This window comes from Collinsella sp. TM05-38, assembly GCF_003466445.1.
In the GTDB taxonomy this organism is placed as follows: Bacteria; Actinomycetota; Coriobacteriia; order Coriobacteriales; family Coriobacteriaceae; genus Collinsella.
This window is the reverse complement of sequence record NZ_QSPM01000003.1, coordinates 122,108-143,219: the sequence shown is the minus strand read 5'-3', so window position 1 is coordinate 143,219 and position 21,112 is coordinate 122,108. Positions and strand designations below refer to the sequence as shown.

At 59.8% G+C, this 21,112-nt stretch carries 17 protein-coding genes; 11 read left to right on the top strand and 6 right to left on the bottom strand.

Annotated elements, in window-relative coordinates; translation table 11 throughout:
* Positions 1-31: 31 nt before the first annotated feature.
* Positions 32-1,810 carry a PTS lactose transporter subunit IIBC gene (locus DXD49_RS02380; protein WP_117794112.1) on the bottom strand — a complete coding sequence of 593 codons (1,779 nt, stop codon included), beginning with the start codon at positions 1,808-1,810 and terminating at the stop codon, positions 32-34.
* Positions 1,811-2,094: 284 nt separating this feature from the next.
* On the opposite strand from DXD49_RS02380, the gene DXD49_RS02375 reads away from it, so the two are divergent.
* Positions 2,095-3,096: a LacI family DNA-binding transcriptional regulator gene (locus DXD49_RS02375; RefSeq protein WP_118405181.1), complete on the top strand. Its 1,002-nt coding sequence runs from the start codon at positions 2,095-2,097 to the stop codon at positions 3,094-3,096.
* Between the two features lie 335 nt (positions 3,097-3,431).
* Here DXD49_RS02375 and lacG read toward each other — a convergent pair whose 3' ends face one another.
* On the bottom strand, positions 3,432-4,871 hold the full coding sequence (lacG, locus tag DXD49_RS02365; RefSeq protein ID WP_117794111.1) for a 6-phospho-beta-galactosidase: 1,440 nt from the start codon (positions 4,869-4,871) through the stop codon (positions 3,432-3,434).
* 66 nt (positions 4,872-4,937) lie between these two features.
* Positions 4,938-6,707 carry a PTS transporter subunit EIIC gene (locus DXD49_RS02360; protein WP_117794110.1) on the bottom strand — a complete coding sequence of 590 codons (1,770 nt, stop codon included), beginning with the start codon at positions 6,705-6,707 and terminating at the stop codon, positions 4,938-4,940.
* A 357-nt stretch (positions 6,708-7,064) separates the two neighbouring features.
* On the opposite strand from DXD49_RS02360, the gene DXD49_RS02355 reads away from it, so the two are divergent.
* The 7 genes from DXD49_RS02355 (at position 7,065) to DXD49_RS02325 (ending at position 13,219) form a co-directional block, all read left to right on the top strand.
* A complete protein-coding gene (locus DXD49_RS02355) occupies positions 7,065-8,069 on the top strand; it encodes a LacI family DNA-binding transcriptional regulator (RefSeq protein WP_117794109.1) in 1,005 nt (334 codons plus the stop codon).
* Between the two features lie 214 nt (positions 8,070-8,283).
* Positions 8,284-8,622, top strand: a complete 339-nt coding sequence (locus tag DXD49_RS02350) for a PTS lactose/cellobiose transporter subunit IIA (RefSeq protein WP_055252615.1) — start codon at positions 8,284-8,286, stop codon at positions 8,620-8,622.
* Between the two features lie 269 nt (positions 8,623-8,891).
* Positions 8,892-9,905 (top strand): hypothetical protein, encoded by a 1,014-nt coding sequence (locus tag DXD49_RS02345; protein ID WP_117794108.1) that lies wholly within the window; start codon positions 8,892-8,894, stop codon positions 9,903-9,905.
* Positions 9,906-10,212: 307 nt separating this feature from the next.
* Positions 10,213-10,641, top strand: a complete 429-nt coding sequence (gene lacA, locus DXD49_RS02340) for a galactose-6-phosphate isomerase subunit LacA (protein ID WP_117735479.1) — start codon at positions 10,213-10,215, stop codon at positions 10,639-10,641.
* 63 nt (positions 10,642-10,704) lie between these two features.
* A complete protein-coding gene (lacB, locus tag DXD49_RS02335; protein WP_117794107.1) occupies positions 10,705-11,229 on the top strand; it encodes a galactose-6-phosphate isomerase subunit LacB in 525 nt (174 codons plus the stop codon).
* Positions 11,230-11,348: 119 nt separating this feature from the next.
* Positions 11,349-12,230 carry an aldose 1-epimerase family protein gene (locus tag DXD49_RS02330; protein WP_117794106.1) on the top strand — a complete coding sequence of 294 codons (882 nt, stop codon included), beginning with the start codon at positions 11,349-11,351 and terminating at the stop codon, positions 12,228-12,230.
* 53 nt (positions 12,231-12,283) lie between these two features.
* Positions 12,284-13,219 carry a hexose kinase gene (locus DXD49_RS02325; RefSeq protein ID WP_117794151.1) on the top strand — a complete coding sequence of 312 codons (936 nt, stop codon included), beginning with the start codon at positions 12,284-12,286 and terminating at the stop codon, positions 13,217-13,219.
* 241 nt (positions 13,220-13,460) lie between these two features.
* On the opposite strand, the gene DXD49_RS02320 is transcribed toward DXD49_RS02325, so the two are convergent.
* Both DXD49_RS02320 and DXD49_RS02315 read right to left on the bottom strand, forming a co-directional pair.
* Positions 13,461-15,089: a UDP-glucose--hexose-1-phosphate uridylyltransferase gene (locus DXD49_RS02320; protein WP_233540100.1), complete on the bottom strand. Its 1,629-nt coding sequence runs from the start codon at positions 15,087-15,089 to the stop codon at positions 13,461-13,463.
* Positions 15,080-16,285: a galactokinase family protein gene (locus tag DXD49_RS02315; RefSeq protein WP_117794104.1), complete on the bottom strand. Its 1,206-nt coding sequence runs from the start codon at positions 16,283-16,285 to the stop codon at positions 15,080-15,082. Before DXD49_RS02315 ends, DXD49_RS02320 begins: the two co-directional genes overlap by 10 nt.
* Positions 16,286-16,668: 383 nt before the next feature.
* On the opposite strand from DXD49_RS02315, the gene DXD49_RS02310 reads away from it, so the two are divergent.
* A complete protein-coding gene (locus DXD49_RS02310) occupies positions 16,669-17,655 on the top strand; it encodes a LacI family DNA-binding transcriptional regulator (RefSeq protein ID WP_117794103.1) in 987 nt (328 codons plus the stop codon).
* 129 nt (positions 17,656-17,784) lie between these two features.
* Positions 17,785-18,945 (top strand): FprA family A-type flavoprotein, encoded by a 1,161-nt coding sequence (locus DXD49_RS02305; RefSeq protein WP_117794102.1) that lies wholly within the window; start codon positions 17,785-17,787, stop codon positions 18,943-18,945.
* 66 nt (positions 18,946-19,011) lie between these two features.
* Here DXD49_RS02305 and DXD49_RS02300 read toward each other — a convergent pair whose 3' ends face one another.
* A complete protein-coding gene (locus DXD49_RS02300; protein WP_117794101.1) occupies positions 19,012-19,815 on the bottom strand; it encodes a DeoR/GlpR family DNA-binding transcription regulator in 804 nt (267 codons plus the stop codon).
* A 335-nt stretch (positions 19,816-20,150) separates the two neighbouring features.
* Here DXD49_RS02300 and DXD49_RS02295 point away from each other — a divergent pair, with 335 nt between their 5' ends.
* On the top strand, positions 20,151-21,008 hold the full coding sequence (locus tag DXD49_RS02295) for a class II fructose-bisphosphate aldolase (protein WP_022095149.1): 858 nt from the start codon (positions 20,151-20,153) through the stop codon (positions 21,006-21,008).
* The last annotated feature ends 104 nt before the right edge of the window (positions 21,009-21,112 follow it).

Genomic DNA, 21,112 nt, shown 5'->3' with positions numbered 1-21,112 from the left:
CCGGGAATCCGGGCACCAACAGAGGGAGGAACTAGTCGAGGTTCTCGCGGAGCCACTTGATGGCGCCAGCGGGGTCGCGAGTAAGGTCGATATATTCCTTACCGCGGGGAGCGAGCAGCTTAATGCCCAGGCGATCGGTGTCGGCCTTCATGTCGTTGTAGTAGCTACGAACCTGCGGGGCGAGCACGATGACGTCGTACTGATCCATGATGGCAGTGTGCTGACCATAGGCGCCTGCGGAGGAAGCGATGTTCTCTCCGGTCTGCGCAGCACCTTCCTTGATGGCGTTGGCAAGCATGGCAGAGGTGCCGGCGCCGGCGCACAGGACGAGGACCTTCAGACCGTCGACATCCTTCTTAGCGGATGCGTCGGAGGCGGGCTCGGGCTGATCGGCGACAGGCTTGCTGTCGGCGGCAGCGGCGGTCGGCTCGACGGCAGCGGCGGTCTGCTCGATGGCGGGCGCAGAGGTGCTGGCGGCGATGGAAGCGGCACCATCGGACTCGAGACCCAGCTCGGCGGCGCGCTCGGCCTCCTGGTCGCAGAGCAGCTTATCGTATGCCTTCAAGAACGGCAGGTAGATGATGGCGTCCAGCAAGATGATAATCGCGACAAATACCAGGGCGATAAGCTGGAAGTTCGTGGTGATGAAGATGCCGATGGGGGCGGGGGTAGCCCAAGGCACCACGAAGGAGAAGCCGTTCATGCCCACGTTATCGATAAAGAACTTGGCAACACTCACGTTGACGCAACCGGCGGCAACAAAGGGGATGAGCATGTAGGGGTTAAGGATCATCGGCGCGCCAAAGAGCAGCGGCTCGTTGACGGCGAAGGCAACAGGAACAATCGAGGCCTTACCGACGGCTTTGAGCTGCTTGGACTTCATAAAGAGAATCAGCAGAAGCGGCACGATGAACGTGGCGCCGGTGCCGCCGAACTCACCCACGAGCGACATGTTAAAGGTGAGGGAGTGGGCGGGGTGGCCACCGGCCAGCAGAACCTGCAGGTTCTCGGCCTGGTTGGCAAGACGGATGGGGTCGATGCCCGGCTGGACAATCGAAGGGCCGTGGACGCCGATGAACCAGAAGAACGCGGTGGCTGCCTGGATAAGGATGAGGCCAGGATAGGTTTCTGCCGCAGTGAAGAGCGGGGAGAGCAGCTTGATGAGCAGCTCGGAGAACGGAACGCCCATGAGGTTGCGCACAACCACATCGATGATGCCGCAGATAATGACAGCGCCGCCAAAGGGGATAATGTCGCGGAAGTTCTGAGCGATGGCGCCCGGGACCTCCTTGGGCAGCTTAATGGTCAGATCGCGCGAGACGCAGAATTTGTAGACCCACACGGTGATGAACGCGGCGATATAGGCCGAGAACAGACCGCGCGTACCCATGCTGGTGCAGTCGAAGACCGAAAGCTCGGAGCCGTTGAACTTGGTGGTGAACTGCGTAACGGCGAGCAAAAGCATACTGCACTGGGCGGCCACCATGGTGGAGCCGTCGTTGAGCACCTTGCCGGCGGGCATGCGACGGTTCATGGAAGCCGTAAAGTTCTTGGCAGTGGTGCCGGCAACCATGATGCCCATGACGCCCATGGTGAAGTTGTACAGCTTGTTGCACCAGTCGATGAGCGGCTGGGGCAGCGTGATGCCGACTACGCCGGGAAGGGTGGCAATGAGCAGAAAGATCGAAGAGGTGAGGACGATTGGCATGCACCCAAGGAATCCGTCCTTAATAGCCTGGAGGTAGATGTTCCTCGAGATCTTCTCAAAGAACGGCTGATGCTTTTCGAGCATCTTTACGATGGCGTCCATAGAGCTCCTTTGCTACTTGATGCGCGATGCATGTGGATGGAACTGGTCGTCGATGGATGGTCAGGACTGCCCGGAAACCTTCCTGCTCAAGGAAGGCATTGCGAAATGACAACGTTGTCATTTCATTAATGACAACGTAAGACATTTTTGGAAGAGCAACAAGGATATACGGGTGAGCGGTCGATATTGTCCGGTAAACGGTTGATTTATCAGTCAGGCAGGTGGTGTATGCTAGAACGCAAAAAACAAGCGATAGAGAACCGAGTGGAGAAGTAGTGGCAACGATGGACAAGAAAAATGTCTCAATGAACGATGTGGCGATTGCCGCGGGTGTTTCTCTCAAGACGGTTTCGCGTGTGATTAACGAGCCCGGTAGCGTGCGCGAGTCGACGCGCGATAGGGTCCATTCCGCAATGGAGGCGCTCGGGTTTCGAACCAACTTTGCCGCGCGTTCACTCAAGTTGGGCCGTTACGGGTGCATCGGCGTGGTGATGTTCCACTTGTCGGGCGGCGCCGTGGACATGATCGACGGTATCGCCGATGCCGCCGAAGAGCGAGGCTTTGCTCTCACGATGATCAAAAAGCGGGCGGGGGAGAAGATGACCCTTGCCGAAGCGGCGCATAGGATGTCGCAGCTTCCCGTCGACGGCATGATTTTCAACCTGCGCCAGATGGTCGATGACTTTGATACCTTTGAGGCACCGAAAGACCTCAAGACGGTGATTATCACACCGATGGAGCATCCTACCTGCTCCACCGTCAGTGACGATCAAGAAGGCGGCGCGCGCATGGCGTGCGAGTACTTCTTGAATCACGGGCACAAGAACGTGTACTTCGTCTCTGGTAAGAAAGAGTCGCTGTCGAGCCAGTGTCGTATGAAAGGTTGGCGTGCGGCACTCGAGGCACGTGGCATTGAGCCGCCCGAGCCCCTGCAAGGCGATTGGAATGCGGATAGTGGCTATGCCGCGGGCCTTGTGCTTGCCGATAAACCCGATTGCACGGCGGTCCTCGCCGCTAACGACTGCATGGCAAACGGCGTGATGATGGCCCTACGTGACAAAGGGCTCAGCGTGCCCGACGACGTGTCCGTGATCGGCTTCGACGATGAGCTCTACAAGACGATTCCCAACTCGATTCTGACGTCGGTGAAGTTTCGCCACCGCGAGCTGGGCATCCGTGCGCTCAACGAGGTCGTCGCAGGTCTGGAAGCCCCGAGCTCCAGAAGCCGTACGCTCGTCTCGGGCGTGTTGGTCGAGCGCGCGAGCGTGCGGGATCTGCGGGCGTAGACGTGCTCGGCTCGTTCATCTTAATCTGTAACAGTTAGGACCCAAAAACTCGACCAGGTGTTACAGATTGAGATTTTGTCTACCCAGTCATCATCTTTGTCTTGATCTGTAACAGTTAGACGGCCAAAAGCGAGTTAGATGTTACAGATCGAGACAAACGAACGCGGCCCAGCCCGCCCAAAAACAAAAACGGCGGATACGACCAAGGATGCTGAAGCATCCACCGGGAAGGTCGCATCCGCCACACGGAAAGAGGCGCATGGACGCAGTGTCCATGCAATCGGGAATGGTAAGGTGCGCGGCTGCGTGATGGTCACGGCAGCCGATGGCGTTAACTAGTCCAGACGACGGGTCTGCGCCACGTGCTTGTACCAGTAGGCGCTCGCCTTGGGCGTGCGCTTTTGGGTCTCAAAGTCTACGTAGAAGAAGCCATAGCGCTTGTTGTAGCCATTGGTCCAGGAGAACTGATCCTGCAGGCTCCACAGGAAGTAGCCACCCACGTTGACGCCCACCTCCATGGCCTTAAGCAGCCAGCGCAGGTGCTGCTCGATGTAGTCGATGCGCGGCTGGTCGTCCACAAAACCGTCCTTGTAGGGGTCCTTGTAGCCCATGCCGTTCTCGGTGATGAAGATCTGCTTGTAGTTGGGGTAGCGCTGCTTAATGTAGACGAGAAGATCGAACAGACCCTCGGGATAGATAATCCAGTCCCAGTCGGTGGTGGGGATGCCAGGCTTGTTCACATGCTCGCCAATGCCCTTGACGCGCCAGCGACCGGTGCCCTTCTCGCCCGTACCGTTGTGGTGCAGGTCGTTCTCGCCATCGTAAGCCTTGAGGAAGCGGCACTGGTAGTTGTTAACGCCCAGGTAGTCGTTGTAGAGCGCTGCCTCGCGCATAATCTCGAGGTCCTCGTCCAGGATCTCGATGGTGCCGCCCGAGACGGCAGCCAGGCGGTTGGCGCACTCGAGGGTGTCGGGGGCATAGTCGCCGCGGAAGGTGGCGTCGAGCAGGAACTGGTTTTGCAGCACGTGCTCGTTGTTGGCGGCCTTGATGTCGGCGGGGTCGTTCTCGTTGAGCGGGTACTTAAACTCCAGCGACTGAATGACGCCGATCTTGCCCTTAAAGCCGCCGTTGTGGAAGGCCAGCACAGCCTTGGCGTGGGCGAGCATCATGTTGTGCTCGCACTGGAAGGCTTCGGCCAGATGAGCTTTGACGCCGCCGGGGAAGGTGCCCTCGATGTAGGTGTTGGAGGCGTCGGCCCAGATCTCGTTAAAGGTGAACCAGTAGGTTACCTGGTCGGCGTACTCCTTAAAGCAGAAGGTGGCAAAGTCCACAAAGGCGTCGATGGTCTCGCGGTTGAGGAAGTCGCCCTTCTCAAAGAGGGGCAGCGGCGTGTCGAAGTGATGCAGCGTGACAAACGGCTCAACGTGGTGCTTGTGGCACTCGGCAAATAGGTCGTGGTAGAACTGCACGCCCTCGGGGTTCACCTTGCCGGTGCCCTCGGGGAAGATGCGGCTCCAGGCGATGGAGAGGCGAATACCGTTGATGCCAAACTCCTCGCACAGCTCCAGGTCCACCGGATACTGGTTGTAGAAGTCGGAGGCGGGATCGGGAGAGAAGCGGCCCTGGGCCTCCAAGAAGTCGTCCCAGGCGACCTTGCCCTTACCGTGGGTGCGGGTCTCGCCCTCTACCTGGTAGGCAGCAGTGGCGCCGCCAAAGACAAAGTCCTCGGGGAACTGCGCGGGCGGCTTGGTGACGCTGGCGGGGTTAACGGACATGATGATCCAATCGTTTAAATCGAAGGGCCAGTCGGTCTTGGATAGTCGGCTGGCCCTAAGCGTTGCTTACTTCGACAGCTGCTCGCTCACAAAGGCGAGAGACTTGTCGCCGTTCTGGGAGAGCTCGATGTACTGCTTACCACGGCAGGCGACGCACTTGTTGCCCACGCGCTCGCAGTCCTTCTGCAGGTCGGCCAGGTAGCTGGCAGCCTGCGGAGCCAGGACGACCAGGTCAAAGTCGGGAAGCATGTCCACGTGGTTGCCATAGGCATCGGCAGCGGTCTCAAGATCGATGCCGCGCTCCTTGGCGGCCTTGGCCAGCGCGTTGGCGAGCAGGCCCGAGGTGCCGCCGCCCTGGCAGAGCACGAGCACGCGCTTGCCGTTGAGGTCGCTGGCGGCCGTAGCCTCGGTGGTGGCAGCAGCGGGGGCGGCGTCGGTCTTTACGACCTCGGCAGCGGCGCCGGCGGCAACGCTCTTGGCGTCGGCCTTACCCTGGAAGGCGTCGTTGAGCTTGGCGGCCTTCTCGGCGTTCTTGGCGGCGAGCTCCTCCCGGGAGATTTCGGCCTCCTCGGCGCACTTCTGGGCGTCATAGGCACGGAAGAAAGGGTAGTACAGGGCAAAGTCGACGACCAGGATGATGGCGAGCATCACAAAGGCGAGCGGCTGGAAGCCCAGGCCCATGATGGTGCCAATGGGGCCGGGGACGGTCCAAGGCAGGGTGTACATAAAGCCGTTCATGCCCAAGAAGTCGATAAAGACCTTGAGGATCCAGATGTTGGCGATCGGGGCAAAGACAAACGGGACAAAGAAGACGGGGTTGAGCACGATGGGTGCGGCGAACAGCAGCGGCTCGTTGACGGCAAAGCAGACCGGGACGATGGCCGCCTTACCGACGGCGCGCATCTCCTGAGACTTGGCCAGGAAGCAGAACATAAAGACCAGGACGAGCGTGGCACCGGTGCCGCCCATGCAGACGACGAAGTACTGGGCACCCTGGGTCAGGACAGCGGAAGCGTGCTGGCCGGCCTGGAATGCAGCCAGGTTGTCGGTCATGTTGGCAACGAGGGCGGCGGCGATGGCGGGCTCGACGATTGAGGGGCCGTGGACGCCGACGAACCAGAAGAGGCTCATGGCACCGTAGATCACAGCGAGACCGATGTAGCCGTCGGCGGCGGTGAACAGGGGCTGGAACACCTGGATGACGCCCTGGGCAAAGCAGAAGCCAAAAGCAGCGCGGAAGACGATGTCAAAGACCCAAAAGACGGTGATGCAGACGGAGAAGGGGATGATGTCCTTAAAGGTCTGCGAGATGTTGGGCGGAACCTGCTCGGGCATCTTGACGGTGATGTTGCGCTTAATGAAGAACTTGTAGATGATGCCGGTCACAAACGCAGCGATAAAGGCGGTCAGCAGGCCCTTGGAACCAAGGTAGGTCGTGTTGAAGCCGCTGGCGGCGTCCGTGGCAATCGTGTCGCTCGAAAGGAGCAAGAAGCCGATGATGGCCGCGCACATGCACGAGATGAAGTTGATCTGATTGTTCTTGGGCAGGTCGCGGTTCTGAGCGTCGGCGAAGTGCTTGGCCGTGGTGGCGGCGCAGGCGATGGCCAGGATGCCCATGGAGTAGTTGTAGCACTTCCACAGGGCGTTATTGATGTCATCGGGCCAGTAGAAACCCCAGATGTTGGGGACCGAGGCTACTAGGCAGAAGATGGACGAGAAGATGATGATGGGGATGACGGAGATAAAGCCGTCGCGAATCGCCTTGAGGTACTTGTTGCGGGCGATCGCGTTGAAAAAGGGCTGGCCTTTTTCGATGGTGGCGATGAGTTGCTCCATGCAAAGCTCCTAAGAGTCGGTGGGTTAGCAACGATGGTAGCTTTTGACATCTGGTTGCCAAAATGTTGACGTTGCCATTTTGCGACACAAAAAAAGATGCGAATCGGTGGCCCCTGTGCCTGTAGACCGTCGATTCCTTGCGTGTAAACGATTGAGCTGCCCGGTGGCTCTGTGTTTGCACAATGGCAACGTTAACATTTGGGCGACAAAAGCCGTTCGGCGAAGCAGAATTGTCGGTGAACGGTAGGTTTTGGGTGGTAAGCGTATCGTTGGAGAGACGTTGGATATACTTAAATGTGTTCAAAATGACTGCGCAGGATGCCGTCAATGGCATCGTTGACATAGAAAGATCGACCTATGGCCGCTGTTAAAAAATCGGTATCCGTCAAAGATGTGGCGCGCCTCGCGGGCGTCTCGGAGCAGACGGTCTCGCGCACCGTGCACGATTCGCCCAGCGTGCGCCCCGAGACCAAGGAGCGCGTGCGTGCCGCCATGCGCGAGCTGGGGTATCGCCCCAATTTTGCCGGCCGGTCGCTGCGCCGCGGCAAGTTCAAGACGGTCGGCGTCGCCATGTTCAACATTACCGGTACCGGCAACCTCGACCGTATGGAGGGCTTTGCCGCCGCTGCCGACAAACACGGCTATGCCATCACCCTTACTAAAGTAGATGGACACCCCTATACCCTCGAGAGTGCATCGTCGCGTATGAGCGCGCTGCCAGTGGACGGCGTGGTCGTGATCATGAACCGCATGCCGGCGGACTTTGGCACCTTTGAGCCGCTGCCCGGCATGCAGACGGTGCTCGTTACCATGTTGGAGCACCCGCTGTGCTCGACGATCGATAACGACCAGTTCGATTGCTCGCGTCAGGTCGTCGAGTACTTGCTGGGGCAGGGGCACAAGACCGTGCACTTTATCTCGTGCCCCGAGCGCTCGCTTTCGGGCATGCAGCGCGAGGAGGGCTGGCGCGAGACGCTGCGCGCGCATGGTATTGAGCCGCCGCGATTCATTCGTGGCGATTGGACGGCGCAGAGCGGCTATGCTGCCGGTCAGGCTCTGGCAGACGATCCGACCTGCACGGCCATCTATGCCTCCAACGACGCCATGGCCTACGGCTGCATTCGCGGGCTCGAGTCGCGCGGAAAGCGCGTGCCCGAGGACGTGAGCGTGGTGGGTGTCGATGACAGCCTGGGCGACATCGTGCCCGATCGTCGCCTGACCACGGTGCGCTTTGATAACAAGCGTGTCGGCATGTGGGCGGTCGACAAGATCGCCGGCGCCGAGGGGGTTACGCCTGGCGTGGAACACATGCTGATCCCCGGCGTGCTCGTAGCGGGCGATACGGTACGAGAGTTGCGCTAGGGTACGGACCTGTTTGGGTTGCCGCTAATAGTGTTTGATATTGTTCGAATTGGTTTAAAAACCGTTCACGGGCGAAAATCGACCGTTCATAGCTCGAAATTACGTTTTGCATTGTTCTTTTTTGTTTGAATGCTAATGTTTCTGTCATACACAACGCAGCGCGTATGCCCGGACGCGATGCTCTCCATTGGTTCATATGTGAAAGGAACGCAATATGGCAACCAAAGAAGAAATCTCGATGGTTGGATTCGAGATTGTCGCATACGCGGGCGACGCCCAGACCGATCTGCTTGCAGCGCTCGATGCTGCTCGCGAGGGTGATTTTGAGAAGGCCGAGCAGCTGCACAAGGATGCCAGCGATGCACTCATCGGCGCTCACGACACGCAGACCAAGCTGCTGTCGCAGGAGGCCGGCGGCGGCGAGATGGAGATGACCTTCATCATGGCTCACGCCCAGGACACCCTCATGACCACCATGATTCTGGAGAAGCAGGCCCGCTTTACCATCGATGCCTACAAGCGCATCGCCGAGCTCGAGGCCAAGCTCGCCTAACGAGTCCTCACAATCAAGTCCCCTTCCAAAAGCTCTGCCGCAAACCCGTGACAGGGCTTTTTCCGTCCTCCTCCAAGTTGCGGCATCCGGCAGTTGGGGACGTTCCTTATCTGCCGGCAGTTTGGGCCACTCCTTTAGTCATTGGGGACGTTCTTAAACGACTAGTCGTTGGGGACAGTCTTGGGGTGCTCTGCCGCCCTTCCGTTCGGTTTTTCGCTGGGTGGGTATACTTCCATCCGCAATATAGGCCGGACTGAGGAGGTATCCAAATGCCGGATAACGGGTCAATACAAAAAAGAGACGCGCACGAGGTAGCTCATGGGCGTTCTGTCCAGATAACCGAGCACACGACAGTAACCGAGCTGCAGCCCAGCCTGTCCGATGTCGTGTGCGCAAACAAAAAGCTGCAGATTGGCTTTATCGTTGCGCTCGTGGTACTGGCGCTGCTGTCGGGCTTTGTAGCTCGTCCGCATTTCGCCGATACCAAAACTTGGGACTCCACCATCGAGGTTATCGATCAAAAGAAGGGCAACGTTTTGGCGCTCACGACCTCGTGCGTGGCGCTGTCTGCGGGCATTACGGCGCTGCCGGGCGATACGGGAACGCCGGTCGCCGAGCAGCTCGCCCAGCTTTCGGGCAACTTGGGCATTGTGCTTGCCGTGCTCTACCTCGAGAAATATCTGCTGACCATCTTGTGGTCGGTGGGCCTGGGCATCCTGATCCCGTTTGCTCTGGTGCTCTTTGCGGTCTCGCTTGGTATTCACGGACGCTGGAGCACGAGTGCCGTCCTGCGCCGCGTGGCGACCCGCGTGCTGGTAGTCGCCATGATCGGCATGGCGTTGGTGCCTGCAAGCGTGTGGGTATCGCAAAAGGTCGACGAAACGTATCGAGTGAGCATCGAGGCGGCCGAGCAAAAGGCGGCCGACGCTGCAGACGTGGCGGATAGCGACAGTTCCAAAGCAAGCAAGAAAAAGACCGAGTCTACAGAGCCCAAGAACGTGCTTGAGCAGCTTGCCGACGGTGCCTCGGGTCTTGTCACATCGGTGACCAGCGGCGCCAAGCAGATGACCGATGAGATTGTGCAGCAGGTGACTGATCTGATCGAAGGCGTTATCGTGATGATCGTGACCTCGTGTGTTATTCCGTTGCTGGTGCTCGCGGCGTTTCTGTGGTTGGGGCACACGCTGCTGGGGATCGATATTTCCGGTCCGGCGAACTACTTAACGGGGCGCTTTCTGAGCGCTCCGTCCAAGCATGCCAAGAAGGGCGGGCAGTCCGTGTAGCTAAAACAGCTGCATATACCGGGGCATACTGCCGAAGGGCGGGCGAGACGCGTTCTCGGCCGCCCTTTTGTTTGTTGAACACATGGTCGCTACGTCCGCGACCGGTCCAAACGGTCAGCAATCATCTGTGAACGGTATTTGTTCAAAAAAGAACAAAGATAAACAAATAGTTGTTGCAGTTAATGTTCGAATGTGTTCAAATAAACATGAACAGTGAAGAACCGCACATTCAGATGCCCGGACCTGAACGCGATTCAACACTTCCAAACAGAAACTACGCACCTGCGTATCTCTCAAGGAGGATGTCATGAGGGTTGTAATCGCTTCCGATGCCGACGGTATGTCGATGAAGGAGTCCATCAAGGAGATGCTCATCGCCGACGGTCACGAAGTCGTCGACTATTCCGAGACCCCTGCCGCGGACCTTGTCGATTCCGCGACCGCCGTTGCCAAGGACCTGCTGGAGCACAAGGATTCCCAGGGCTTCGCATTCGATAAGTACGGCGTCGGCTCCTATATGGCTGCCGTCAAGATCAAGGGCATGGTCGTCGCCAACATTTCCGACGAGCGTTCCGCTTACATGACCCGCGAGCACAACGGCTCGCGCATGGTCACCATGGGCCCGGGCGTCGTGGGCACCGAGGTCGCCAAGAAGATCGCCCGCGAGTTCCTGCGCGCCCAGTATGCCGGCGGCCGTCACCAGATCCGTGTCGACATGCTCAACAAGATGGCCTAACGAGAGCCACCGAGAACTCGAACTTCTACCTCAACTTGTGAATTCAGACGAAAGGACGTTCTGATGAAGAAGACCATCGCAATCGGTTGCGACCATATCGTTACGGACGAGAAGATCTATCTGGCCGACCGCCTGGAGCAGGCTGGCTACAAGGTGCTCGACTGCGGCACCTACAGCCACTCCCGTACGCACTATCCCATCTACGGTAAGGCCGTGGGCGAGGCTGTTGCCAGCGGCAAGGCCGACTTTGGCGTGGCCCTATGCGGCACCGGCATCGGTATCACCAACGCTGTCAACAAGGTTCCCGGCGCCCGCTGCGCCCTGGTCCGCGACATGACCTCTGCCCTGTATGCCCGTCGCGAGCTCAACGCCAACATCGTGGGCTTTGGCGGCAAGATCACCGGCGAGTTCCTGATGGCCGATATCATGCTTGCCTTCCTGGAGGAGCCCTACGAGAAGACTCCCGAGCACGATGCCCTGATCGCCAAGATCGATGCCTGCAACAAGGCCGACGCCGAGGCTCAGGCCGACCCGCACTTCTTTGACGAGTTCCTCGAGAAGTGGGACCGCGGCGAATACCATGACTAGCGGGTATCCGGCGTAATTTACTAGTCCGTTGACGGCTCGCGTTTCTGTGAGGGGGCGCGGGCCGGTTTTCTATCAGCCCTATTGACTTGGCGGGCTGTCGTAAGAAAGGGAAGGCTCCTATGGAGTTTGTTCTTGATAACGGCTTGATTCGTGTGGCGTTGAGCACGGCGGGCGGGTCGTTCACTTCTATTGCGGCCAACGGCCGTGAGTACCTGTGGCAGGGTGACCCGGCGGTCTGGTCGGGCCAGGCACCCATTTGCTTCCCGATCTGCGGCGGCCTTCGTGACGGTCGCGCGATGACCATGGGCGGCCGCGAGGTAAACCTCGCCCGCCACGGCTTTGCGCGCAAACAGGAGTGGAAGCTCGAGGAACAGAGCGACAACATGGCTGCGTTGAGCCTAAGCTCTGCCGACCATGCCGAGTTGCTCGAGCAGTACCCGTATCCGTTCAAGATCGTTGCTCGTTACACGATCGATTCGGAAAAGGTGGCCGTGTCGTACGAGGTGACCAATGAGGGCACCGAGGACATGCCGTTCTTTGTGGGCGGTCACCCCGGCTTTAAGTGCCCGCTCGACGAGGGCGAGTCCTACGACGATTACGAGCTCCGTTTTGAGCAGCGTGAGGCCGCCGAGCTCTGTACTGCCGTTCCCTCGACGGGCCTGATTGATGTTGAGCATCGCAGCAAGAACCCCATGATCGGCCAGAACCTGCCGCTTACCCACGAACTCTTCGACTTCGCGGAGACCATCTTCGACGTGCTCGAGAGCCGCGTGGTTACGCTGACCAAGAAAACCGAGGACAAGGGCGTGCGCCTGACGTTCCCCGATATGCCGTACCTGATTGTGTGGAGCAAGCCCGAGGGCGACTTTGTGGCAGTTGAACCGTGGGGCGGCCTGTCCACCTGCTCCGACGAGGACGATATTCTGGAGCACAAGCGTGGCTGCTTGGTGGCCAAGCCGGGAGAGACCGTCACCCGCGGCTTTGAGATTGAGATCCTTTAACGAGCTATCGTATGTTTGGGGTGGGTCATGCCGCCCCGGAACAGGAGTTCAATATGATTCTGACCGTTACCATGAACCCGTCGATTGATACGCGCTATCAGTTCGACAAGCTGATCATCGACGATGTTAACCGCGTGACGCCCGAAAAGACCGCTGGCGGCAAGGGCCTCAACGTGAGCCGTGTGCTGCTGCAGTTGGGCGACGATGTGCTCGCGACCGGTCTGCTTGGCGGCCACATGGGTGCCTATATGGCCGAGCTTATGGATGCCGACGGCGTCAAGAATGACTTTGTGCCCATCGCCGGTGAGACACGCATTTGCCTGAATATTCTGCACGAGGGTAATCAGACCGAGCTGCTGGAGAGCGGCCCGCAGATCGCTCCGGCCGAGCTCGAGGCCTTTACGGCCAAGTTCGCCGAGCTCGCTGCGAAGGCTGACGTCGTGACGCTTTCGGGCTCGCTGCCGCGTGGCGTCGATGCCGGCTACTATGCCAAGCTCGTCAAGATCGCCGAGGAGGCGGGCGCCAAGGTGCTGCTCGACACCTCGGGTGCATCGCTGGAGGCTGCGCTGGAGTCCGACGCCAAGCCCGAGCTTGTGAAGCCCAATCTGACCGAGATCAACGGTCTGCTGAGCACGTCCTTCACGACCGATGATGTCGATGCCCTGCGCGAGGCGCTTGCCGCCGATGGCCGTTTTGCCGGTATTCCCTGGGTTGTCGTTTCGATGGGCGCTGCCGGTTCGGTGGGCTTCCATGAGGGTCGCGCATTTCGCGCCAAGACGCCCGCGATTGCGGCTGTGAACGCGACGGGTTCCGGCGACTCGACCATTGCCGGCTTTGCGCATGCCATTGCTGCTGGTGCCGACGACGTCACCGTGCTCAAGACTGCCAATACCTGCGGCAAGCTCAACGCCATGGACCCCAAGACCGGCCACCTGGTCATGGACCGCTGGGACGAGGTCTACAACAGCGTTGAGGTCGTAGAGTTGTAGCGGTTGCGACTCCTAATAGAATGAGCGTGGATAATCTCCTGCTTTTGGTGCCCATACGAGCTCAAAGTGGGAGATTTTCCACGCTCGAGTCATTAGTCGTTGGGGACGTTCTTGTTTGACTAGTCGTTTAAGAGCGTCCCCAATGACTACACGCAAAAATGGCGCCCGCCGGCGATGTTGCCGGCGGGCGCCGTTGTCTTGAAGACGAAATGATCCGTTTTCCTTCGTCCGAAAGGGATCATTACAGTGAGTCGATAAAGCGCTGCTGGGCGGCGCGGCCGGCTTCATCCCATTTAAATACGCCGGCGTTGTCGAGCACGTGGCCAAACACCACGCCGACCTCCTCGTGCAGGATATCGATGGCGTTGTCCGCCGTAAGCTCGTCGGCGCGGCGGGCATAGACATCCTCGGCCCATGCGGCGTGGCTGCGGCAAAGACTATCGCCCTCGAGCGCGCCGGCAAGGTCGTAGCTGGCATCGGCCTTGGCCGCCAGCAGGTGCTCGCGGACAGCACCGAGCTCGGGAACCAGGCGCGGCGGAAGAATGGCGAGACCCATAACCTCGATCAGGCCGATGTTCTCCTTCTTAATGTGGTGATACTCGGCATGCGGGTGGAACACGCCCAACGGATGCTCGTCGGTCGTGATGTTGCAGCGAAGCGCCAGGTAGGCCTCGTAGATTTTGCCGCCGGCATTGCCGCGAGAGTCGACGCGGCGGATGACGGGTGTCACTGTGTTGTGCGCCATGCCATCGGCTGTGTGCGCGATGACGCCCACAGACTCATCGGTCCACTCGCGCCAGGCGAGGATAATCTTCTCGGCAGCGTCGAGCAGCTGAGCGCGGTCATGCGAGCGCAGGCGCAGCACCGAAAGCGGCCACTGCAGCACAGCACCCGTAACGCTGTCAAAGCCGGGCACGCTAAACTGTGAGACCTCGGTGGCATGCATCATGGGGAACTCGTGCGCGCCGCCCTGGAAGTGGTCGTGCGACAGAATCGAGCCGCCCACGATGGGCAGGTCGGCGTTGGAGCCAATAAAGTAGTGCGGGAACAGGTCCACAAAGTCGAGCAGGCACGTCAGGCCCTTGCGGTCAACGTGCATCGGGCGATGCTCGGAGCTCATGGCAATGCAGTGCTCGTTAAAGTACGCGTACGGGCTGTACTGGAAGCCCCAGCGATCGCCATTGAGCGAGATGGGGATAATGCGCAGGTTCTGGCGTGCAGGATGAGCGCCGCCGTCGGCTGCGGCGGAGCGTCCGGGGTAGCCCTCGTTTTCGATGCAGAGCTGGCAGGCGGGATACTTTTCGCCCGTGTTCTTGGCGGCACCTGCCGCGGCGATATCGCGCGGGTCCTTCTCAGGCTTGGACAGGTTGATGGTTATCTCGAGATCGCCCCAGTTGGTGGGGGTGCTCCATTTGATGTTGCGCGCGATGGCGGCACGGCGCACGTAGCCGGCGTCGCAGCACAGGCCGTAGAACCAGTCGGTCGCGGCGCGGGGCTCGTTGACGCCCATGCGGCCGTTGAACTCCTCGTTTACAACCGAAGGCCTCGGCATGAGCATACCCATGATGCGCATGGCGATGCGGTCGCGCCCCGATGCCGTGTCCTCGGCAGCACCGTTGGCAACGGCGGCCTCGGCAAGCGCGGCGAGCGTGCCCTCCAGGTCAAAGTCGGGCAGGGTATCGGGGTGCAAGAGCGAAATCTTCTCGGTCTTGAGCGCCCAAGCCATGTCGAGTGCGGGGCCCGTGGCGCCGATGCACTCCAAAATGGTGTTGTAGGCCCAGATGCGATCGTCCTGTCCGATCATCGATCGATGGATGGCATACTCAATCAGGCCCTGCGCGGCCTCGCGCACGTCGGTCATTACAGCCATGCCGCGTAAGCCCCCTTGTCAGAAATTGCGTAGTGGCGGGCAGAGCCCTCGCCCAGCCAGCCGTTCATCTTGGCAATGAAGGTGTCGACCAGGTCGAGCGGCACGAAGGCCTGGATGGTGCCACCAAAGCCGCCACCGTGAATGCGAACGGCGCCGCGGCCGTCGAGCACGTGCTCGGCCAGCGCCAGGGCATACATGGAAGGCTGCTCAGATCCCAGCTTGGCAACAACATTCTGCAGGTACATGGCGGAGCTGGCGCCGGACTCGCGCGTCAGGACCAGGAACTGATCGATATCGCCGGCGTTAAGGGCCGACCAACGCTTATCGACCAGGCCGTTCTCGTACCAGTAGTGAACGGCGCGCAGGCAGGCACGGCCGCCCAGCTTGGCGCGCAGCTCGGGGAGCTTGGCGTCAAAATCCGCAACGTTTACCTCGCACAGGCGTGCCTTGCCAAACTCGGCGGCGACGTCTTGCATTTCGCGCGGAACGGCGGCGTAGTCGTCGGTGGCGGCCACGTGGTCGGCACCGACCTTAACGAGCACGAGCGCATAGCCGTGATCCTCAAAGTTGAGTTCGAGCTTCTGGGTCTTAGGCTGAGCCTGATCCTCAAAGTCCATGTAGGCAAGGCCGCCCAAGCACACGGCGGCCTGGTCCATAAGGCCGCAGGGCTTACCGTAGTAATTGTTCTCGGTGCGCTGGCTCATCTGGGCGAGCGCGACGGGCTCGATGGCGGGCGCTCCCCAGAGCGTCTCCATGGCACGACCGTATGCCGCCTCGACAGCAGCGGAGCTCGAAAGACCGCCGCCCGAGGGGACGGAGCAGGTGAAGGCGAGGTCGAAGCCCTGGGGCTCAACGCCCAGAGCAGCGATTTCGTGGGCCATGCCGCGGACGAGGCTCGCGGACGTGCCCTTCTCGGACTCCTGAACGTCTAGCGTGTCGAGCGCGATCTCAAACGTGGGATAGCCCTCGTCGGCAACGCGGACCTTGTTGGAATCGGTTGCCACGGCGATACCGTCAACGGCGACATCGAGCGAGCCGGCGATAACGTGGCCGCCCTCGTGGTCGGTGTGGTTGCCGCTGATCTCGGAGCGGCCGGGCGCGTGCACATAGAGCACCTGGCGATCGCCGATGGGGCCAAACTCATCCTCGAACAGCTTGGTGAGCGTGGCGAGTGTCTTTTCGTCGGGAGCGGTCATGAGGGTCCTTTCCTTGGCGCATACTGACGAGCTTTGCGTCGTAGTGAGTACGTTAACAATCTGAAGCGGCGTAAACTCAGCATCTACGATGCCGCACGTTACGGGCTATGTTAACGTACTCATAACACAACGCTTATCACTTTTTGAGAATCTGGTAATCGGTAGAAATTCAGCCGTGAACGGTATTGCCGTATGGACTTATAGAGCAGAAGAGTTGCGGATTGAAAAAGTAGAGTACGTTAGCATGCGTCCGACGATAGCGGGCTTCGGCGCGGGGTGTGTTTCTGCCCGGGCCGGCATTCACGCTATTCAGATCTCGCAAGGGTGAAGGTGATCCTGTGGCAAGGCGCCCGTCCAACGATACAGGTACGCGTCCGGTCTCCATGGCCGACGTCGCCCGCGCTGCTGGCGTTTCGCAGCAGACGGTTTCGCGCGTCGCCAACGGCTTGCCCAACGTTAACGAACAGACGCGCCAGCGCGTGCAGGCCGCCATGCAAGAGCTCGGCTTTCGTCCGAGTTATGCCGGTCGCTCGCTGCGCGACGGCCGCTACCATTCGGTCGGTTTGTGCGTCAACGATGTCACCAAGTTCGGTAACCTGACGATGATCGACGGCATTGCCAGTGCGGCCCGTGAGCGCGGTTGCGCCATCACGCTGGTCGAGATGTCCAAGACCGAGGAGTTTTCGCTTGCCGAGGCCACGCGTCGTATGGCTGCATTGCCGGTGGACGGCATCATCATCGGCATGAGTCGCATGGCGCCCGATTTTGAGTCGTTTGATCCACTGCCGGGCATTGGCACGGTTATCGTCACCATGTATGCGCATCCGCGCGTGACCACGGTCGATTCCGATCATTACGGCTGCTCGCTGCTGCTCATGGATCACCTGTTTGAGCTGGGGCACGAGCAGATTCGCTATATTGGTGGCCCGTCGTTCTCAGTCGACGAACAGTTTCGTCGCGCCGGCTGGCAGGATGCACTCGAGCGTAAACACATCGAGCCGGTAGAGCCGCTCGAGGGTGACTGGTCTGCCAACAGCGGTTACGAGGCCGGCAGGTACCTGGCCGAGCACGACCGCACCATGACGGCGATTTACGCGGCAAACGACCAGATGGCAAACGGCGCCATCGCCGCGCTGCGCGATAGCGGCTTGCGCGTGCCCGAGGACGTGAGCGTGGTGGGCGTCGATGACTCACTCGACGACTTTGTCGCGCATAACGAGCTCACGACCGTTCGATTCGACTTGCATCAGCGCGGACGAGAGGTGTTTGAGCATGCGGTTCCCGAGGCGGGTACGGTGGGCAAAACCGTTGCCATTCGTATTCCCGGCCAGCTTATCGTTCGACATAGTACGGCGGCACCGCGCGCATAGTTTCCGCAGGTCAACGGTGATATGTTGAACATCAATAACAATCGATAAGGATGCCGGCAGATGGCTGTTGGGATGCAGCCGAGTGCTATGATAGACGGGTTCTTTTGTCTATCTAGGAGGTTTTGCCTGATGGAGATCACCAAGGATATCCGCTACATCGGCGTCGACGACCACGACATCGACCTGTTCGAGGGCCAGTACGACGTGTCCGAGAACGGTATGGCATACAACAGCTACGTTATCTTGGGCGAAAAGATCGCTGTCGCCGATTCTGTCGACGCTGGCTTTGTCGACGAGTGGCTCGGCAACCTCGGGGCCGAGCTCGATGGCCGTACGCCCGACTACCTGGTCGTCCATCATATGGAGCCCGATCACTCCGCCGGCATTGCCGCCTTTATGGAGCGCTATCCCCAGGCACAGATCGTGGCAAGCATGGGCGCCTTCCGCATGATGGTCAACTTCTTTGGCACCGATTTCCCCGAGCGCAAGATGGTCGTCAAAGAGGGCGATGTGCTCGACCTGGGCGGCCACAGCCTAACGTTTGTTGGCGCCCCCAACGTTCACTGGCCCGAGGTGCTCTTCTCCTACGAGGCCACCGACAAGGTGCTCTTTAGTGCCGACGGCTTTGGCAAGTTTGGCGCCAACGACATCGAGGATCCTGAGGGCTGGGCCTGCGAGGCGCGCCGTTACTACTTTGGCATCGTGGGAAAGTTCGGCAAGTTTGTGCAGGCCGTGCTCAAGAAGGCCGCCGATCTGGACATTCAGATTATCTGCCCGCTTCACGGCCCCGTGCTGACCGAGAACCTGGGTTATTACCTCGACACCTACAACACCTGGTCGAGCTATCAGCCCGAGGACGACGGCATCACGATTGCCTACGCGAGCGTGTACGGCCATCTGAAGGCCGCCGTTGAGGAACTCGCATCCGCGCTTGAGGCTCGCGGCCAGAAGGTTTCCGTCTTTGATCTGGCTCGCGACGACATGGCCGAGGCCGTTGAGGATGCGTTCCGCTATGACCGTCTGGTACTCGCTTCCATCACCTATCAGGGCGAGATCTTCCCGTTTATGAGCACCTTCATCCACACGCTCGCCGAGCATGCCTACCAGAACCGCACGGTGGCGCTTGTCGAGGCCGGCTCTTGGGCGCCCGCTGCTGCCAAGGTTATGACCAAGGAGCTCGAGGGCATGAAGGACATCACCCTGACGCAGAACAAGGTGACCGTGCTGGGTTCGCTCAACGACGCCTCGCGCGCCCAGATCGAAGCCCTCGCCGACGAGCTTTCCAAATAGCGATACGCTCACTTTTGACGCGCAAACCACCACAAAGGGGACAGGCACCTTTGTGGTGGTTTTTGTTTATGCGCCGGTGATGATGAGGTCCGGGCGCTCGTCGTTGGCGATTTCGGCGATTGAGGTGGCGACGGCATGGTCGGGATCGCAATCCATCACGACGGTGTCGACATCGGTCAGTTCGGCAAAGCGATACATGCCGCATCCGTTGACCTTGCTGGCGTCCATGAGGGCGACGCTTTGACGGGCTGCGGCGATCATGGCCGTTTTGGTCTCGGCCATCTGAGGAAAGTCAGTCGTAAAGCCGCAGCGGGGGACAAAGGCGCCGGGGCATATGACGGCAAGGTCTGCGTGAACCGTTTGAAGTGCCTGCATGGTGAGCGGGCCATATAGATAGCGATGGCCTTTGCGCAGTGCCCCTCCCAGCATGACGACATCAACCGAGGGCATGCTTTCGTCGATGTAATCGGCAATGGTGATGTCGGCCGTGATGACGGTGATGCCGTCGCGCTGATCGAGGAGCCGGACAAACTCGAGTGCCGTGGTGCCCGAGTCGACGAGCAGGGTGTCACCGTTGCCGACGAGTTCAATGGCACTTTGTGCGATAGCCTGCTTGGCGGCGACATTGATGTTTATGCGGCGATCTTGCGTGGAGACAGTTAGGCGTTTGTGGAGCGACACGGCGCCGCCATGCGTGCGACGCAGCTTGCCGGATTCGGCGAGCGCGTCCAGGTCGGCGCGGGCGGTGACGGAGGATACGCCAAAGGTTTGGGCGATGTCTGCCACCTGAACGGAGGCGTTATGCTCGAGCATTTCCATGATGGCGGCGCGCCGCTCGTCGGCGAATGCTCGAGTTGTTACGTGGGCCATAGCTGCTCCATCCGCGTCTGAAATTTGCAGGAATTGTGTTGAGTCCATTTTCGTTCATTTTCTTTTTAAGTAAGAAAACACCTTTTGATTACTTATCTTTTCTATAAAAGAAAGACGCTGAACGCCTAAAATTTAATATCGAACATGTCCGCTCGGCTCAAATTCCTTCCGTTTACTTTTCAAAAACGACTGTATTGACCTGCATGGGCTCAACATCTCGCACGTGTAAAGCCGCTGAATTTCATACAATGAGCGCAGCAAAACGCAAGGTAAAACGCCTTGCGGACACGTACGCCCGATGTCCAGATGCGGGCGAGGGAGAGGAGCAAACGCTCATGGCACTTGTTACCACCGAAAAGATGCTCAAGGACGCTCAGGCCGGCCACTACGCCGTCGGCGCGTTCAACGTCGAGAACCTCGAGTTTGTTATGGCCGTTCTGGCCGCTGCCGAGGAGACCAAGTCCCCCGTCATCATGCAGACCACCCCGGGCACCATCAAGACCGCTGGTCTGGACTACTTCTACGGCATGGTCAAGGCTGCCGCCGAGCGCGCTTCCGTGCCCGTTGCCCTGCACCTCGATCACGGCGATGGCTATGACCGCTGCATGCAGGCTTTCCGCACCGGCTACACCTCTGTCATGATCGACGGTTCGCACGAGTCCTTCGAGGACAACATTGCCCTGACCAAGTCCGTCGCCGACGCTGGCCGCGCCATGGGCGTGCCCGTCGAGGCTGAGCTCGGTAAGGTTGGCGGCAAGGAGGACGACGGTCCCGCGGTTGAGGGCGAGAGCCCCTACACCGATCCGGCCGAGGCCAAGGAGTTCGTCGAGCGCACTGGCTGCACCTCCCTCGCTATTGGCGTTGGCACCAGCCACGGCGTGTACACGAGCGATCCGCACATCGAGCAGTCCGTGGTCAAGGCCATCCGCGACGCCGTCGACGTGCCGCTGGTTCTGCATGGCACCTCCGGTGTGCCCGATGAGCAGGTTGCCGAGGCCGTGAAGAACGGCATCTGCAAGGTTAACTACGCCACCGAGCTGCGTCAGGCTTACACCAAGGGCTTCATGGCCTACATGGCCGAGAACCCCGCCTGCTTCGACCCCAAGAAGCCGGCCAAGGAGGGCATGCGTGAGATCACTGAGCTGGTTAAGATCCGCATGACCAACCTCAACTCCGTGGGCAAAGCAGAGTAACAGCAAGGGTACTCCGACTCGCTACATATCCCGGGGAGGGACGAGGGCTTAGTTCCCCAATCGTCCTCGGGCATGCAAAAAGCCTCGCTGCGCACTTCGTGCGG

What these genes read in the sequence shown, in the direction of transcription:
- DXD49_RS02330 (WP_117794106.1), top strand. Translation starts at nt 11,349, where the DNA reads ATGGAGTTTGTTCTTGATAACGGCTTGATTCGTGTGGCGTTGAGCACG.
- DXD49_RS02320 (WP_233540100.1), bottom strand. Translation starts at nt 15,089, where the DNA reads ATGGCTGTAATGACCGACGTGCGCGAGGCCGCGCAGGGCCTGATTGAG.
- DXD49_RS02380 (WP_117794112.1), bottom strand. Translation starts at nt 1,810, where the DNA reads ATGGACGCCATCGTAAAGATGCTCGAAAAGCATCAGCCGTTCTTTGAG.
- DXD49_RS02310 (WP_117794103.1), top strand. Translation starts at nt 16,669, where the DNA reads ATGGCCGACGTCGCCCGCGCTGCTGGCGTTTCGCAGCAGACGGTTTCG.
- DXD49_RS02295 (WP_022095149.1), top strand. Translation starts at nt 20,151, where the DNA reads ATGGCACTTGTTACCACCGAAAAGATGCTCAAGGACGCTCAGGCCGGC.
- DXD49_RS02375 (WP_118405181.1), top strand. Translation starts at nt 2,095, where the DNA reads ATGGACAAGAAAAATGTCTCAATGAACGATGTGGCGATTGCCGCGGGT.
- DXD49_RS02345 (WP_117794108.1), top strand. Translation starts at nt 8,892, where the DNA reads ATGCCGGATAACGGGTCAATACAAAAAAGAGACGCGCACGAGGTAGCT.
- lacB (WP_117794107.1), top strand. Translation starts at nt 10,705, where the DNA reads ATGAAGAAGACCATCGCAATCGGTTGCGACCATATCGTTACGGACGAG.
- DXD49_RS02305 (WP_117794102.1), top strand. Translation starts at nt 17,785, where the DNA reads ATGGAGATCACCAAGGATATCCGCTACATCGGCGTCGACGACCACGAC.
- lacA (WP_117735479.1), top strand. Translation starts at nt 10,213, where the DNA reads ATGAGGGTTGTAATCGCTTCCGATGCCGACGGTATGTCGATGAAGGAG.
- lacG (WP_117794111.1), bottom strand. Translation starts at nt 4,871, where the DNA reads ATGTCCGTTAACCCCGCCAGCGTCACCAAGCCGCCCGCGCAGTTCCCC.
- DXD49_RS02355 (WP_117794109.1), top strand. Translation starts at nt 7,065, where the DNA reads ATGGCCGCTGTTAAAAAATCGGTATCCGTCAAAGATGTGGCGCGCCTC.
- DXD49_RS02315 (WP_117794104.1), bottom strand. Translation starts at nt 16,285, where the DNA reads ATGACCGCTCCCGACGAAAAGACACTCGCCACGCTCACCAAGCTGTTC.
- DXD49_RS02300 (WP_117794101.1), bottom strand. Translation starts at nt 19,815, where the DNA reads ATGGCCCACGTAACAACTCGAGCATTCGCCGACGAGCGGCGCGCCGCC.
- DXD49_RS02325 (WP_117794151.1), top strand. Translation starts at nt 12,284, where the DNA reads ATGATTCTGACCGTTACCATGAACCCGTCGATTGATACGCGCTATCAG.
- DXD49_RS02350 (WP_055252615.1), top strand. Translation starts at nt 8,284, where the DNA reads ATGGCAACCAAAGAAGAAATCTCGATGGTTGGATTCGAGATTGTCGCA.
- DXD49_RS02360 (WP_117794110.1), bottom strand. Translation starts at nt 6,707, where the DNA reads ATGGAGCAACTCATCGCCACCATCGAAAAAGGCCAGCCCTTTTTCAAC.